The sequence below is a fragment of the Variovorax sp. E3 genome (genome assembly GCF_016082275.1).
In the GTDB taxonomy this organism is placed as follows: Bacteria; Pseudomonadota; Gammaproteobacteria; order Burkholderiales; family Burkholderiaceae_C; genus Variovorax.
The window spans coordinates 22,806-38,498 of sequence record NZ_MOWM01000063.1 but is presented as its reverse complement, the minus strand read 5'-3'; the positions used below and the strand labels follow the sequence as shown (position 1 = coordinate 38,498).

Below are 15,693 nucleotides of genomic sequence, written 5' to 3'. Positions count from 1 at the left end.
CCACGGCGCGCAGCCTGGGCCTGCCGCTGGGCGCGATGCGCGCGGCGCTGGTGGTGGTCCTCGCGCTGGCCACGGGCGCGGCCGTGGCGCAGACCGGACTGATCGCTTTCGTCGGCCTGGCGGCGCCGCACCTGGTGCGCTCGGTCGTCAAGACCACGCACGCGCGGCTGATCGTGTTGTCGGCATTGATGGGCGGGCTGCTGCTGATGGCGGCCGACCTGCTGGCGCGCTGGCTGATCGCGCCGCAAGAGCTGCCCGTGGGCGTGCTCACGGCCGTGCTCGGCGGCAGCTACCTGCTGTGGCTGATGCACCGGCGCGGCGCGCGGAGCGGCGTGGCATGAGCAGCGTGGTGAACAACAACACCCCGGCGCTCGAAGCGCGCCGCCTGAGCGCCACGCTCGGCACGACCGAGGTGCTGCACGGCATCGACCTGGCGCTGGCGTCCGGCCGCTGGACCAGCATCGTCGGGCCGAACGGGGCGGGCAAGTCGACCTTGCTCAAGGCGCTGGCGGGACTGCTCGCGCATCGCGGCGAGGTGCGGCTGTTCGGCGAGGCCCAGGGCAAGATGCCGGCGCGCATTCGCGCGCAGCGCCTCTCGTGGCTCGGCCAGAGCGGCACGGGAGAGGGCAGCGCCGACGACCTCATGGTCTACGACGTCGCCATGCTCGGCCGGCTGCCGCATCAGCGCTGGCTCGCGGCCCCGAGCGCGGCCGATCGCGATGCGGTCGAGCGCGCGTTGCGCACCACCCAGGCCTGGGACTGGCGCGACCGCCCGCTGGGGCAGCTCTCCGGCGGCGAGCGCCAGCGCGTGCTGCTGGCGCGCGCGCTCGCGGTCGAGGCCGAGTTGCTGCTGATGGACGAGCCGCTCGCCAACCTCGACCCGCCGCATCAGGCCGACTGGATGCAGACGCGCGCGCCCTCGTCGCCGAAGGCAAGACGGTGGTCAGCGTGCTGCACGAACTGCCGATGGCGCTGGCCGCCGACGAACTGGTCGTGATGAACCAGGGCCGCGTCATTCACCACGGTGGCTGCAGCGACCCCGCCACCCACACCGCGCTCGAGCAGGTGTTCGACCACCGCATTCGCGTACACCGCGTCGCGGACCAGTGGATCGCGCTGCCGAAGTAACCAAGAACCTACGAATCGAGAAACCATGCAGATCGAAACCCCTCCCAGCGAAAAGCCTTACGAAAAGCCCGAGGGCGAGCGCCGCGGCATCGTCATCGTCAACACCGGCGACGGCAAGGGCAAGAGCACGGCGCCTTCGGCCTGGCGCTGCGCGCCCATGGCCGCGGCAAGGCGGTGAAGATCTACCAGTTCATGAAGGTGCCCTCGGCGCGTTTCGGCGAGCACCGCATGTTCGAGCAGATCGGCATTCCGATCGAAGGGCTCGGCGACGGTTTCAGCTGGAAGAGCCAGGACCTGGAACGCTCGGGCCAACTCGCCCGCGACGGCTGGGAAAAGGCCAAGGCGGCGATCATGTCTGGCGAATTCTTCCTGGTGGTGCTCGACGAGATCACGTACCCGCTGATCTACGGCTGGTTGCCGCTCGAGGGCGTGCTCGAAACTTTGCGCGCGCGGCCCAAGCATGTGCATGTGGTGCTCACAGGTCGTCGTTGCCCGCCGGAGATCATCGAGCTGGCCGATACCGTGACGGAGATGACGTTGATCAAGCACGCGTTCAAGGCCGGGATTCCTGCGCAACGCGGGATCGAGGACTGACGTGAATAGTTGTTCAGGGCGCGCTCACGCCGACGGTGTGCTCTGCTCCGCGAATGTCCCCCGGCCTGCGGCCTCCTCCTTTATTTCGCTGCGCAGAGCACACCATCGACGTGAGCGTGATGTCGAACGGTCGTTGATCGGCGAGCACCAGCGGCGTGTCCAGTGCACGCACCCCGAATGACCACCGTGGCCAGTCCAGCTTTTACAGAAGAAGAGGCACGGGCGGTCTACCGCGCCATCCACGAACGTCGCGACATGCGCCACTTCGCGGGCGGGCAGGTAGCGCCTGAAGTGCTGCGTCGGCTGCTCGATGCGGCGCACCACGCACCCAGCGTCGGCTTCATGCAGCCGTGGCGCTTCATTCGCGTTCGCGGTGAGGCGTTGCGGCAGCAGCTGCACCACGTGGTCGAACAGGAACGCGTGCTCACGGCCCGCGCACTCGGCGAGCGTGAAGACGAGTTCATGCGGCTCAAGGTGCAAGGGCTGCTCGACGCGGCCGAACTGCTGGTCGTGACCTTGGCGGACGGGCGTGAGAAGCATGTGTTCGGTCGCCGGACGCTGCCGCAAATGGATCTGGCCTCGGCCTCCTGCGCCATCCAGAACCTCTGGCTCGCGGCGCGGGCTGAAGGGCTGGGCATGGGGTGGGTGTCGCTGTTCGATCCGGCTGAAGTGGCGGTGCTGCTCGGGTTGCCTGAAGGCGCTGAGCCCATCGCCTTGCTGTGCCTTGGGCCGGTGCATCAGTTCTATGAAGAGCCGATGCTGCAGCGCGAGCGCTGGGCGAAACGCGCGCCGCTGGCGTCGCTGATGTTCGATGAATGCTGGGGCCAGGCTTCGGACCTGTTCGATCAATCCTCTTCAACTTCGGAGCCCACCTGATGCTGGCTTTCGACACCGTTCTGTTCGAGCTTGCGCGCTTGTTCCTCTGGCCCGTGACGTTGGGCGTGCTGCTGTCTTTTGTCTATGCGGTGTATTGCCTTGGCGCGTTCGGCATCGAGTACGTGCAGCGGCGCCGCGACCCTTCTCGTGCGCTGGTCCTGCACCGGCATGTCGCGGCCAGCCAGGAGCAGATGGAGCTGGTCGTGCTCAAGCAGCTCGAAGGCGTGCGGCTGTGCAGCCGCGTGGCGCCGATGCTGGGGCTGATCGCCACGATGATTCCGATGGGGCCGGCGCTGGTGGCCGTGGCTTCGGGTGAATCGCAAGGGGTGGCGCAGAGCCTGGCGCCGGCGTTCGCGAGCGTGATCGTTGCGCTGGCTTCGGCCTCGATCACCTTCGTGGTCTACACGGTGCGCCGGCGTTGGCTGATGCGCGAGCTGGTGACGGTGCTCGACGCGCGGGATCGGCTGTCATGAGCGCCGCGCCGGGCCGCCCCAAGCAAGCTCGCTCCCGCCTGGCGGGAAGGCGCGCAGCGCCAAGGGTGCACCAATGAGCCGTCGGCAGTTTTCCATTCTCAGTAGCCTGGACAGCGACGACGACGATCCGGTGTTGTCGACCATCAACCTCATCGACGTGTTCATGGTGGTGATCGGCATGCTGATGATCGCGGTCATCAACAACCCGATGAACCCGTTCGCGCAGGACAAGGTGACGATCATTCGCAACGAGGGCAAGCCCGACATGGAGATCATCACGCGCGAAGGCCAGAAGCTCACGCGCTTCAAGGCCAGCGGCGCGACGGGGCAGGGCGATGGCGAGAAGGCCGGTACCGCATGGCGGCTGAAGGACGGAACGATGGTCTACGTACCGGCGGATGCGGTGCCTGCGCAGGGCGGGAAGTGACGCGGGTTTTCTTCTGTTTCGTCTGGCTGTTGCTGGGCGGGCTGGGGTTTCTGGCGCCAGCGCATGCGCAACAGCCTGCGGGCGGGCGCGTCGTGGTGCTGAGTACGTCGCTGGTGTCGCCGGCGCGGGTGGTGCGGCTCGAGACCGCGGCGCGCGAAGCGGGGCTGCCGTTGCAGGTGGTGTCGGCTTCGAAGGATTCGCCGGAGTCGTTGGCCGGCGCACTCGACGGCGCGCGGCTGCTGTTGATCGACGCACCGCATATCAGCGTGGCGCAAGCAGCGGCCGGGCGCTTCGGCGATGCGATCTCGCGCGGGGCCGTGCCTTACGTGCTGATCGGCGAGTTCGCGCTCGTCGCCAAAGGGCAGACCTCGGCCGCCGCGCCGCTGGCGGCCGAACGCGGCGTCGACGCTGCGTGGGCGCAGCGGCTGCGCGAATACTGGCGCTTCCCTGGCGCGGCCAATCTGGGCGCGGCCATGAAAGTGTTGACGCAGGTCGGCAATCTCACGGGCTTGCCCGCGCCGGTATCGCTGCCGCTGGCCGGGCTGTACCACCCGGGCTGGGCGCGCGTCGAAACCGATATCGCCGCCGTGGAACGCCTGCCGGGCAACGGCACGGTCGCCATCGCGATCAACGCCGCCACCGTCACCGGCGACGACACCGGTTGGCTCGATGCGCTGACCGCCTCGCTCGAGCAACGCGGCCTGCGCGCCTACGCCTTCTACGGTCCGCGCCAGCAGAAGGACCTGTTCTTTCGCATGACGCATGACGGCGAGCGGCGCGTAGCCGACGTCATCGTCAACGCTTCCTTGGTCTTCAGCCCCAACGAGCGCAAGGCCGAGCTGGAGCGCATCGGCGTGCCCGTGCTGCAGACGCTGCCTTCGCTGGCGATGAGCGCCTCGCAGTGGGCGCAAAGCAAGGACGGCCTGGCCCAGACCGACATTGCCTCGTACTACAGCCCGAGCGAGCTGGCCGGCATGACCGACCCCATGCTCGTGAGCGCACGCGATGGCGTCTCGGGCTCCTTGCAGCCGCTGCCCGCGCAGATCGACGCCGTGGCCGCCAAGGCCGCCGCGCTGCTGCGGCTGCAACGCACGCCGACGGCGCAGCGCCGGGTCGCGATGCTGGTCTACAACTACCCGCCGGGCGAGGCGAACTTCGGCGCGTCGTTCCTCAACGTGCCGCGCAGCGTGAACAACATGCTCGCGGCGATGAAGTCCGCGGGCTACCGCACCGAACTGCCGGGCACCGACGCGCTGATCGCGCAGGTGCAGGCGACGATGAAGGCCTACTACCCGGCCGGGCAGGGCGATGCGCTGCAACCGCTGCTCGACGGCGGGCTGGCCGATGCGCTGCCGCTGTCGCGCTACGTCGCGTGGTTTCGCGCGCTGCCGCCGGAAACGCAGCGGCGCATCGAGGCGTACTGGGGGCCGCCGGAAAAGTCGACGATGCTGCGGTCCGTGGCCGGTGAACAAGCCTTCGTCATTCCGCGCGTGAGCTTCGGCAACGTCGTCGTGCTGCGCCAGCCGCCGCGCTTCGAACCCGGCACGCAGGTGGCGGACAAGGCCGGGCAGGTCTACCACCGCTCGGCCATTCCGTTGAGCCACGGCTACCTGGCCACCTACCTCTGGCTGCGCACGCAGTTCGGCGCGAGCGCGGTGGTGCATGTGGGCACGCACGGCACGGTTGAATGGTCGGCGGGCAAGGAGCGCGGGCTGTCGGTGCAGGACGATCCGCTGCTGGCGCTGGGCGACTTGCCGAACGTCTACCCGTACATCATGGACAACCTCGGCGAGGCCACCACCGCCAAGCGGCGAGGCCGCGCGACGATGGTGAGCCATTCGACGCCGATGTTCGCGCCCGCGGGCTTCCGGCCCGGCGTGCAGGCAATGCACGAACGCATGCACGACTGGGAAACGCTGTCGCCCGGGCCGGTGAAGACGGCGATGGAAAAGCAACTGACGGGCGAGTTCGTCGAACAGCACTACGACCGCGACCTGAGGTGGACGCCCGCGCGCATCCGCGCCGATTTCGCGGGCTTCATCGCCGTGCTGCATCCGTACCTCGACGAGCTCGCGCAGACCGCGCAGCCGCTGGGGCTGGCCACCTTCGGGCAGGCGCCCGATGCACAGCGCCGGCGCATGACGATCCTGCAGATCCTGGGCAAGCCGCTGGTGGAAGCGTTGGGCGAAGACATCGACGAGGCCTTCCTGATCGATGCGAAGAACATCGCCGCGTCGCGCCCCGCGCGCTGGGTCGAACTGGCGCTGACTGATGCGCCGGCCGCGAGCGCCATGGGCAAGACGCCGGCCGATGTGCAGAAGCTGGGCGAACTGGCGCAGCGCGCACAGAAGCTCGATGCGGTGCTCGCACACAACGAAGAAATCGAAGGCCTGCTGACGGCGCTCGACGGCCGCTACCTGAAGTCCAGCTACGGCGGCGACCCGGTGCGCAACCCCGACAGCTTGCCGACCGGCCGCAACCTCTACGGTTTCGATCCGAGCCGCGTGCCGACGCGCGCCGCATGGGACACGGGCGTCGCGGCCATGGACGCCTGGATCGCCGGGCACGCAAAAAGCCACGGCGGCAAGGCGCCCGGGAAGATCGCGTTCACGCTATGGGCCGGGGAGGCCTCGCGGCATCAAGGCGTGCTCGAAAGCCAGGCCTTCTACGCAATGGGTGTGAAGCCGCGTTGGGATGACGCGGGGCGCATGACCGGCATCGACGTGATCCCGGCGCAGGTGCTGCGGCGTCCGCGCATGGACGTGCTGATCAGCGTCACCGGCTCGTACCGCGACCAGTTTCCCAACGTGATGCGCTGGCTTGACGAGGCCGTGCAGCAAGTGGCCGCGCTGCCCGAGCCCGGCAACGCGGTGGCGCAGCACAGCGAGGCGCTGGCGCGCAAGCTGCGCGCGGAAGGTGCCGCGCCGGAAGAGGCCAAACGCTGGTCGACCGCGCGCGTGTTCTCGAACGAGCAGGGCAGCTACGGCGCCGGCCTCGAAGAAGCCGCGCTGGCCAGCGACGCATGGGCCAGCCAGCGCAAGGGCGGCGGCGACGCGCAGATGGCGCAGCTCTACATGGACCGCATGGGCCACGCCTACGGCAAGGGCCTCGACGGCGCGGCGCGGCCGGGCGCGTATGCGGGCAACCTCATGCAGGTCGATGCGGCGCTGATGGCGCGCAGCTCCAACCTCTATGGCGTGCTCACCAACGACGATCCGTTCCAGTACCTGGGCGGCATCGCGCAGGCAGTGCGGCAGCTCACGGGCAAGGACCCGGCGCTGTACGTGCAGAACCTGCGCGACGGCGCGGCGGTGCGCACCGACACCGCCGCCGGCGCCATCGCGCGCGAGATGCAGACGCGCTATCTGCATCCGCAGTGGATCGCCGCGCAGAAGACCGAGGGCTACAGCGGCACGCTGCAGGTGCTGAAGACCGCGCAGTTCCTCTGGGGCTGGCAGGTGACCGCACCCGACGCGGTGCGGCAAGACCAGTGGCAGTCGCTGCACGATGTGTACGTGCGCGACAGGTACAAGCTGGGGACGCGCGAATGGCTCGAGGGCGACAACCGCGCCGCGTTCGCGCAGACGCTGGAACGCATGCTCGACGCGGTGCGACTGAACTACTGGAAGCCGGATGCAGCGACCCAGCGTGAGTTGACGAAAGCCTACGCCGAGGCCGTGCGCGCGACCGGGTTGCGCGAGCGAAATGCCGGGGTGCAGCGTTTCGTGGCGGCGGAGCTGGCGCCGCCGGTTGCACCGGTGCCACGGAAGCCGGCGCCATCGGTCGCGCCGGTGGTCGCGTCGCCGACACCCGCACCTGCGCAGGCTCCGGCAGCCGAGCCCGCGCCGGACGCCGCACAGCCCGTGAGCGGTCTCAAGCTCGAGCCCACGCCGGATCAACCACCGGCGCCGAAGGCCGAATCCGTCATGCTGCGCTTGTGGGTTGCGTTCGGTGCCGCGCTGCTCGTCGCGCTCGGCGCGTTGGTGCAGTGGCGGCGGGGAAGGGCGGTCGCCTGATTCGCGAGAATGGCGGCTTCCCATGCCTGATGCAGTCCTGACCTACCCCCCTGTTCTCGTCGCCGCGCTGTGGCTCGCGCTGGCCGTCGACCGCTGGCTCGGCGAGCCGACCGCGCGCCTGCACCCCGTGGTGTGGATGGGGCAGTACCTCGGCTGGATCGGCTCGCGCCTCGCGCCGCGCCATCACCAGGCCAAGCCGCGCGACCTGCCGGTCTTCTTCATGGGCGCGCTGACCTGGTGCGTGGGCGCGCTCGCGGTCTGGGGCGTGGCGTCGGCCTTGCAGGGCGCCGTCACCGTGTGGCTGCCCGCATGGGCGATGGCCATCGTGCTCGGGTTGCTGCTCAAGCCGCTGTTCGCGTGGCGCATGCTGCGCGACGAGGTGCTGGCCGTCGAAGACGCACTGGCCGTGTCGCTCGACGCCGGCCGCGCGCAGCTCGCGCGGCTCGTGAGCCGCAACGTGGCCGAGCTCAGCGAGCGCGAGGTGCGAGAAAGCGCCATCGAGTCGCTCGCCGAGAACCTCAACGATTCACTGGTGGCCCCGGTGTTCTGGTTCGTGCTGTTCGGCTTGCCGGGCGCGGCGCTCTACCGCTTCGCCAACACCGCCGACGCGATGTGGGGCTATCGCGGCGAGCGCGGCGGTCGCGACTGGACGTGGTTCGGCAAATGGGCCGCGCGCGCCGACGACGTGCTGTCGTGGCTGCCCGCGCGCATCACCGCGCTGCTGCTCGCATTGGCCGCAGGGTGCTGGCCTGCGGGGTTGACCGAAGAGGCGCAGCGCACGCCGTCGCCCAACAGCGGCTGGCCGATGGCGGCGATGGCTCTGCTGCTGGGCGTGCGCCTGGCCAAGCCCGGCGTGTATGCGCTGAATGCCGAAGGTCGCGCTGCAGTTGGGGGCGACACGCGGCGTACCGCGGAGTTGGGTGCAAGGGCGGTGCTGGCGTGGGCTGTGTGCGCGTCGCTGGTCATCGTGGCGGCGATGGGGGTGAGTTGGGCATGACGGGCGACCTGATCCACGGCGGCCCCGACGCATCGGGCGCCGCGCCGCACGACTTCTCGACCAACGGCAACGCCGTGGGCGCATGCCCCGCCGTGCTGGCCGCGCTGCGCGACGCCGATCCCGCGCACTACCCGGACCCGCGCTACACGGCACTGCGCGCTCGGCTCGCGGGCTTTCATGGCGTGGCGGCCGGGCGCATCGTGATCGCGGCCAGCGCGAGCGAGTTCATCCATCGCATCAGCGCCGCTGTTGCGCAGGGCGGCGGCCGCACGGCCTGGCTGCCCGCGCACAGCTACGGCGACTACGAGCGCGCCGCGCAGGCCTGGGGCTTGCAGGTGCTGCGCGCGCCGGCGCCGTTCGAGCCGGCGGCGTTGCGCTGGTGCTGCGAGCCGTCGAGCCCGCTCGGCCAGCCGCAGTCCGACCTCGTGGCGCATGCGGAAGGCAGCGGCGGCCCCTGCGTGCTCGACATGGCCTACGAGCCGTTGCGCCTCGAAGGCCGGCCGTCGCTGGACGCCGCACAGCGCGATCGCGTCTGGCAGATGTGGACGCCTAACAAGGCCATGGGCCTCACCGGCATTCGCGCCGCTTATGCCATCGCACCGGCGGACGCCGCGGCCTCGCCGCTGATGGCGCGCCTCGATCAACTGGCCGCATCGTGGCCGCTGGGCACGCACGGCGTGGCGCTGCTCGAGGCATGGTGCGGCGATGAAGCGCAGCGCTGGCTTGCGCAAAGCCTGGACACGCTGCGCGAATGGAAGGCGCAGCAACGTGCCGTCTGCGAATCCCTCGGCTGGCAATGCCTGCCCGGCGACGCGAACTTCTTCTGCGCCCGCACCGACAAGCCGTACCCCCACGTCGCCGCCGCATTGCGCGCCCAGGGCATCAAGCTGCGCGACTGCGCCTCCTTCGGCCTGCCGGGCCACGTCCGGCTCGGCGTGCAGCCGCCGGCGAGCCAACGGGCCCTCGAAGAGGGGTGGACAAACGCGGCGGCTTCCCCCGAACATCCGTACTGAGCGCACTGCCTCCAACAAGAACCATGCTCTACGCCATCACCACGCTTTTTCTTTGCCAGCTCGCGGGCGAACTGCTCGTGCAGTGGCTCAGCCTGCCGATTCCCGGGCCGCTGATCGGCATGCTGCTGCTGTTCGTCGGCCTGCTCGTGCGCGGCGGCGTGCCGCAGGCGCTGACCGACACGTCGGGCCATCTGCTGCGCAACCTGATGCTGCTGTTCATTCCGGCCGTGACGGGCGTGATGCTGCATTTCGAAAGAGTGGGGCGCGAGTGGCTGCCGTTCCTGGCGGCCGGCATCGTGGGCGCGGCCTTCACCATGACCGTCACCGCGCTCACCTTGCGCTGGATGATCCGCATCACCGGCAAGGACGCCGAATGAGCGCGCCCGCGAAGCTGTCGGAGATCTGGGTCTTTCTCGCGCAGTCGCCGCTGCTGTGGCTGTCGCTCACGCTGTTGGCGTACCTGGGCGCGCTGTGGCTGCACACGCGCAGCGGGCGCAACCCGGTCGTCAACCCGGTGCTGGTGTCGGTGATCGTCATCGTCTCGGTGCTGCTGCTCACGCGCACGCCCTACGACACGTATTTCGAGGGCGCGAAGTTCGTGCATTTCCTGATCGGGCCGGCCACCGTGGCGCTGGCCGTGCCGCTCTACAGCCAGGTCGGCCGCCTGCGCCGGCTGTGGCTGCCGATCGGCGTGGCGCTGCTGGTGGGCTCGGTCGCGGCCATCGTGTCGGCCATCGGCATCGCGTGGGTGCTGGGCGGCTCGCACGAGCTGATGATGTCGCTCGCGCCCAAGTCGCCACCATGCCCATCGCAATGGGCGTGGCCGAGAAGATCGGCGGGCTGCCGTCGCTCGCGGCTGTGGCGGCGGCCATTGCCGGCATTTCGGGCGCGATCATGGCGACCGGGCTGCTGAACCTGCTGCGCATCAAGGAGCCGGCGGTGCGCGGTTTTGCGGTCGGCATGGCGGCGCACGGCATCGGCACGGCGCGGGCGATTCAGGTCAACGAGACGGCGGGCGCGTTCTCGGCGCTGGCCATGGGACTCAACGGCATCGCGACCGCGTTGCTGGTGCCGTTGATCGTCAAGCTCATGGGGGCCTGAGGCGGATGCCGCTGTACCGCTCACGCCCCATCACCGAACCGCGCCCGATGGAGCTCGTCTGGCCTGCGAAGCCATATCTGCCGGCCTACGTGTCGGCGCTCAATCGGGGCTGGGCGCGCGACGAGTCGCGGCCCGAATCGGGCGCCGAGGAGCGAGCGGCCATCGAGTCCGATGCCGCGCTGTTCCTCGCGAACCTGGTGGACCGCGAGGCCAAGGGCCCGCCCGTCACGCTGCCCGACGGCTCGCGCGTGCCGCGGCTGCCGGGCTACAAGCTCTGGATGTGGGACGGCGAGTTCTGCGGCAGCATCGACCTGCGCTGGCAGCCCGGCAGCATTGCGTTGCCGGTGTACTGCCTGGGCCACATCGGCTACCACGTGGTGCCGTGGAAGCAGCGCAAGGGCTACGCCACGCGCGCGCTGCGCGCCATGCTCACGCTGGCCGCCGGCGAAGGGCTGAGCCGCATCGAGATCACGACCAGCCCCGACAACTTCGGGTCGCAGAAAGTGATCGTGGCCAACGGCGGCGTGCATGCCGAGACCTTCCTCACGCTGCCGAGCCAGGGCAGCCTGACCAAGTTCCGCTACTTCATCTATCTCTGACTTCCGCGAGCAAGGAGCACACGCCATGGCCCACTACACCGCCGAGCTCCTCTGGCTCAGAGGCGAGCAGGACTTTCTGGGCAACGGCTACAGCCGGCGCCACACGCTGCGCTTCGACGGCGGCGTGGAACTGCCGGGCTCGTCGTCGCCGCACGTCGTGCCGCTGCCCATGTCCGACGCTTCGGCGGTCGACCCGGAAGAGCTGTTCGTGGCCTCGCTGTCGAACTGCCACATGCTGTGGTTCCTCACGATGGCGGTGAAGCGCAAGTTCGTGGTCGACCGGTACTTCGACGCGGCCTCGGGCGTGATGGAGAAGAACGCCGAGGGGAAGATGGCGATGACGGTGGTCACGCTGCGCCCGGAGGTGACGTTCTCGGGTGACAAGCTGCCCACGCAAGAGCAGATCGAACAGATGCATCACCGGGCGCACGACGAGTGCTTCATTGCCAACTCGGTGAAGACCGAGGTGCGGTGCGAGCCGGTGTTCTGTCCGGCCGGCGTCTTCAGCGCTCTGGTGCGCGCTGCTCCAGTTCAAGCTGCGTGATCAGGCGCTGCAGCTGGCTTTCCGCACTGCCCGGCAGCGTGAGGAAGCGAAAGCCCATGTGATAGCGCGGCGTGCCGTGCGGCAGGGCGATGGAGCGCTGCGACATCAGCTCGAGGTCGAGCGAGAGGCGCCCGATGGTGCCGAGCGAGAGTTCGCAATTCTTCAGCAACGTGCCCATCGGCAATGAGGCGATGCGCTCGTCCGCGGTGTGAACACCGACGCCGCCGAGCGACAGGTCTTGCACCTCGAGGCGGAAGGTGTCGCCCTTGGGCAGGCGGACCGTGCAGGTGTAGGAGCCGCGCATGGGCGCGTCGACGCGGAAGTATTCGCGGCGCTGCACGTAGAACAGCAGCTCGGGAAAGTCGGCCTCGAAGGCGGGCAGCCCTTCGTAGCGGGTCTCGCGCGGCGAATTGGTGGCGAACTCGACGCGCACGCCGTCCGGCTGGCCATGGAAGTGGCTGCGCGGCGCGCCCAGCAGGGCCTGGTTCTGCGCCTCCGAGGCGCCCCAGTCGAAGATGAAGGTGCGGCCGCGCACGTTCACGTCCAGCAGCTGCGTCACGAACTGGCCGCCCGCGTAGACGACCGTGAGGAAGTCGCCGCTGCTGACGAGGCTGCGCAGCTGGCCGCCGATCTCGAACGGGGAGCGGCGAGCGAAATCGGTGGTGCTTCGTGCGTCGCCGTTCTTGCTTTCGTCTGGCGCGGCATCCGCGGGGCCGGACGCGTCGGTCTGGCCGGTCGACTGGTTCATATCTGTGTGCTTGGCTCGCCGGAATCGGCGCTGGCTCATTGAGTGACGGGATCGTCCGGCCGAAATTCTAGAGGCTCGCGGTGAACTATTTGCTGCATGCGGCGAAGACCGGGGCGCGGGCGACTTCTCCGTGGACGTGAATTTTTCGCAGTCTTTCAGGCTGATTCCGGGGGCGACGGTCGTTTGACTATTGTTTGCAAAGGTGCAGCGCGCGGGTACCGCAGACTTTTTGGACCGCCATCCATCAGGTCCCGCGCGTGCCTCAAACCCTCACTGTTTCCAGCCCCGCGATCCCCGATTCACTTGAACCGGTCCGGCTGTCGGGCACCGAAGGCGTCAATGCGCTTTTCGAATACGAGCTGTTGCTCAAGACCCCCGACGCGCTGAACTTCAGCTTCGGTGCGGCGGCGGACATCGATCTCGACAGTTTCATCGGCCGCGAAGTCAGTTGCCTGATCGAGCTCGACGGCGCCGGAGAATCCGCGGCTGGCGCCGGTGTGCGCGAAATCAACGCGCTGATCACCGATGCCCAGCTCTGGGGCGAGGAGGGGCGCAGCGTCCAGTACAAGCTCATCCTGCGTCCCTGGCTGCACCTGGGCACGCTGAACAGCGACTGCCGGATCTTCCAGAACAAGAGCGCCATCGAGATCCTCGACGCGCTGCTTGCGGACTACTCGTTCCCCGTCGACAAGCACCTCATCGAAACGTACCCGCCGAGGGACTACCAGGCGCAGTTCAACGAGAGCGACTTCGCCTTCTTCGAGCGGCTGTGCCAGGAATGGGGAATCAATTTCTACTTTCGGCATGGCGACGGCAAGCACCGCCTCGTGCTCACCGACAGCATGGGCGCGCACGAACCCATGGCGAGCGCCGCGTACCGGAGCGTCGAGTACCACGCGCCCGGATGGAAGGTCGATGCCGAATACATCCACAGCTTCGTTCCGCATCACCAACTCACCAGCGGCCGCTATGCCAGCCGCGACCATGACTACACCCGGCCCAAGGCCGACCTTAGCGTGAAGCGCGCCGATCCCCGCTCGACGGGGCATGCGGACCAGGAGGTCTACCAGTGGCACGAAGGCCGGGCGGGCAGCCACTATGCCCAACCGGGCGCCGGCACGGGTACGAACGAGCCGCTCGCGGAAGGCCAGCGTCTTGCCCTGTTGCGCATGCAGGCCCTGCGTACGCACGGCGCCAGGGCCAAGGCCAGCGGCCACCTGCGCGGCATGGTCCCGGGGCGGACCTTCAGGCTGCAGAAGCATCCGCGCGAAGCGGTGAACGTGCAGTACCTGGTGCTGGACACCCGGTTCCTCATCGAGAACGTTGCGCAGGAAAGCCAGGGGATCGATGCGGCGGCGCACCGCAAGCAGGCGTGGCGTGTCGAGGTCGACTTCACCGCGCACCCCGTCACCGAGCCTTTGCGTCCGCAGCTGTTGCGGGCCAAGCCGTTCACGCAAGGCCCTCAGGTGGCGCTGGTCGTGGGCCCGGAGGGCGAGAACCTGTGGACCGACGAGCTGGGCCGCATCAAGGTGCAGTTCCCTTGGGATCGCCTGGGTCAGAAGAACCAGCATTCCACGTGCTGGCTGCGCGTGAGTTCCCCGTGGGCGGGCAACCAACTCGGCGGCGTGCAGGTTCCGCGCATCGGGCAGGAGGTCATCGTCGACTTCATCGGCGGCGACCCCGACCTGCCCATTTGCACGGGGCGGGTGCACAACCAGATGAACCTGCCGCCCTGGGAATTGCCGGGGCAGGTCGCGCTGTCGGGGTTTCGCAGCCGGGAACTCGTCAAGCAAGGGGGAAACAGTTCTGGCGGCCGTTCGAATCACCTGATCCTGGACGACACCGACCAGAAGATTCAGGCGCAGCTCAAGAGCGATCATCAGAGCAGCTCGTTGAGCCTGGGCCACGTGACGCGCATCGACGGCAATGCCGGGCGGCAGGACGCGCGCGGCGAAGGCTTCGAGTTGCGCACCGATGCCCACGGCGCCATCCGGGCCCGACAGGGCTTGCTCATCACGACCGAGGCCAGGCCCGACGCCAAAGCCCATCTGCTCGACAGCGGCGAGACACGGCAGCGATTGACCGAGGCACGTGACCTTCACGACAGCGGGGCCCAGGAAGCGCGGAAGAACAAGGCGCAGGAAGGCGACGACCAGGCGGTCGTCGCCGAGGCGCTCAAGCACCAGAACGATGAGGTCCGGGGCGATGGGGCAGGCAACCCGGCCGAAGGGCAGTTCCCGGAACTGGCGATGCCGCACCTGGTGCTGGCGTCGCCGGCGGGCATCGAGACCACCAGCCAGTTCAGCACCCACGTCGCCAGTGTCGAACACACGGCAATCACCAGCGGCAAGCACACGAGCATCACGAGCGGGGACAGCCTGCTCGGCGTTGCGCTGCAGGCGATCAAGCTCTTTGCCGCGCAGAAAGGCATCAAGGTCGTGGCGGCGCAGGCGGACATCGACATCCAGGCACTGAAGACCTGCATCAACCTGCTGGCCAAGGACGAGATCACGATCCGCGCGGACAAGATCAGGGTCGAAGCGACAACCGAGTTGCTGGTCAGCGGTGGTGGCAGCTACACGCGGTACCGGGGAGGGCGCATCGAGAGCGGCACCACGGGGGCGCACGTGTGCCATGCGAGCGTTCACAGCCTGACGGGGCCGAGCAGCACGGGCAGCGGCAGCCTGCCGGAGGGGCGCAAGCCGGGGAAGGGCCAGCTCGAACTCAGCAATGCCTACAACGGCGCGGCGGAAGGTCTCAAGGGGGCTGCCTACAAGGTCACGGACTCCACCGGCCAGGTCAAGAGCGGCAGGCTCGACAGCGCCGGCAAGGCCTTGGTGTCCGGCCTGGCCCCCGGGGGCGCCATCGTCAATTTCGGCAAGGACCCGCGCAACCCGTGGGACGACGCCAGCTACTTCGGGAAGGCCACCTGGCCCGAGCGCAAGGGCGAAGAAGCCTTCCCGGGGACCGAGAGCGCGCCCGCGGGCAGCGACATGCTGGCCGGCTTGATGAAGCAGGCCCAGGCGGGGCTGGGCAGCGGCGTCAAGGGCATGACTCATGCCCTGGGCTCAGGCCAGTCGATGGGGGCCGCACTGACGGGGGCCGCCTTGGCCCGACTGCCTCCTGGCATTTCCCTCTTGAAGAACCTGGCCTGAGGCCCTCGATGCCCGCGCGACG

12 protein-coding genes and 3 pseudogenes are annotated in these 15,693 nt (G+C 68.8%); 14 read left to right on the top strand and 1 reads right to left on the bottom strand.

What is annotated here, in order from left to right:
• The 13 genes and pseudogenes from BMG07_RS21510 to BMG07_RS21450 all read left to right on the top strand — a co-directional run.
• Positions 1-341, top strand: a 341-nt coding sequence (locus BMG07_RS21510; protein ID WP_198086250.1) for an iron chelate uptake ABC transporter family permease subunit, incomplete at its 5' end; no start/stop codon positions are given.
• Positions 338-1,128 (top strand): annotated as a pseudogene (locus tag BMG07_RS21505) (ABC transporter ATP-binding protein). The gene BMG07_RS21510 and the pseudogene BMG07_RS21505, both read left to right, overlap by 4 nt.
• A 25-nt stretch (positions 1,129-1,153) precedes the next feature.
• Positions 1,154-1,722: pseudogene (gene cobO, locus BMG07_RS21500) on the top strand (cob(I)yrinic acid a,c-diamide adenosyltransferase).
• A gap of 177 nt (positions 1,723-1,899) precedes the next feature.
• The gene (bluB, locus tag BMG07_RS21495; RefSeq protein WP_198086249.1) at positions 1,900-2,598 is read left to right on the top strand and encodes a 5,6-dimethylbenzimidazole synthase; all 699 of its coding nucleotides are present in this window, start codon (positions 1,900-1,902) and stop codon (positions 2,596-2,598) included.
• Positions 2,598-3,071: a MotA/TolQ/ExbB proton channel family protein gene (locus tag BMG07_RS21490; protein WP_198086248.1), complete on the top strand. Its 474-nt coding sequence runs from the start codon at positions 2,598-2,600 to the stop codon at positions 3,069-3,071. The genes bluB and BMG07_RS21490 overlap by 1 nt, the downstream gene beginning before the upstream one ends.
• Before the next feature lie 73 nt (positions 3,072-3,144).
• Complete coding sequence (locus BMG07_RS21485) at positions 3,145-3,498, top strand: DUF2149 domain-containing protein (protein WP_081266948.1); 354 nt, start codon at positions 3,145-3,147, stop codon at positions 3,496-3,498.
• On the top strand, positions 3,495-7,514 hold the full coding sequence (gene cobN, locus BMG07_RS21480) for a cobaltochelatase subunit CobN (RefSeq protein WP_307867035.1): 4,020 nt from the start codon (positions 3,495-3,497) through the stop codon (positions 7,512-7,514). The genes BMG07_RS21485 and cobN overlap by 4 nt, the downstream gene beginning before the upstream one ends.
• A 22-nt stretch (positions 7,515-7,536) precedes the next feature.
• Positions 7,537-8,511 (top strand): adenosylcobinamide-phosphate synthase CbiB, encoded by a 975-nt coding sequence (cbiB, locus tag BMG07_RS21475; RefSeq protein ID WP_198086246.1) that lies wholly within the window; start codon positions 7,537-7,539, stop codon positions 8,509-8,511.
• On the top strand, positions 8,508-9,524 hold the full coding sequence (locus tag BMG07_RS21470; RefSeq protein WP_198086245.1) for an aminotransferase class I/II-fold pyridoxal phosphate-dependent enzyme: 1,017 nt from the start codon (positions 8,508-8,510) through the stop codon (positions 9,522-9,524). Before cbiB ends, BMG07_RS21470 begins: the two co-directional genes overlap by 4 nt.
• Before the next feature lie 23 nt (positions 9,525-9,547).
• Complete coding sequence (locus BMG07_RS21465) at positions 9,548-9,901, top strand: CidA/LrgA family protein (RefSeq protein WP_198086244.1); 354 nt, start codon at positions 9,548-9,550, stop codon at positions 9,899-9,901.
• Positions 9,898-10,625, top strand: a pseudogene (locus BMG07_RS21460) (LrgB family protein). The gene BMG07_RS21465 and the pseudogene BMG07_RS21460 overlap by 4 nt, the downstream one beginning before the upstream one ends.
• 47 nt (positions 10,626-10,672) lie before the next feature.
• A complete protein-coding gene (locus tag BMG07_RS21455; protein WP_198086243.1) occupies positions 10,673-11,224 on the top strand; it encodes a GNAT family N-acetyltransferase in 552 nt (183 codons plus the stop codon).
• A 25-nt stretch (positions 11,225-11,249) separates the two neighbouring features.
• Positions 11,250-11,768 carry an OsmC family protein gene (locus BMG07_RS21450; protein ID WP_198086242.1) on the top strand — a complete coding sequence of 173 codons (519 nt, stop codon included), beginning with the start codon at positions 11,250-11,252 and terminating at the stop codon, positions 11,766-11,768.
• On the opposite strand, the gene BMG07_RS21445 is transcribed toward BMG07_RS21450, so the two are convergent.
• The gene (locus tag BMG07_RS21445; protein ID WP_198086241.1) at positions 11,728-12,516 is read right to left on the bottom strand and encodes a flagellar brake protein; all 789 of its coding nucleotides are present in this window, start codon (positions 12,514-12,516) and stop codon (positions 11,728-11,730) included. The genes BMG07_RS21450 and BMG07_RS21445 overlap by 41 nt on opposite strands.
• Positions 12,517-12,710: 194 nt before the next feature.
• Here BMG07_RS21445 and tssI point away from each other — a divergent pair, with 194 nt between their 5' ends.
• Complete coding sequence (gene tssI, locus BMG07_RS21440) at positions 12,711-15,671, top strand: type VI secretion system Vgr family protein (protein ID WP_269759247.1); 2,961 nt, start codon at positions 12,711-12,713, stop codon at positions 15,669-15,671.
• Positions 15,672-15,693: the final 22 nt, after the last annotated feature.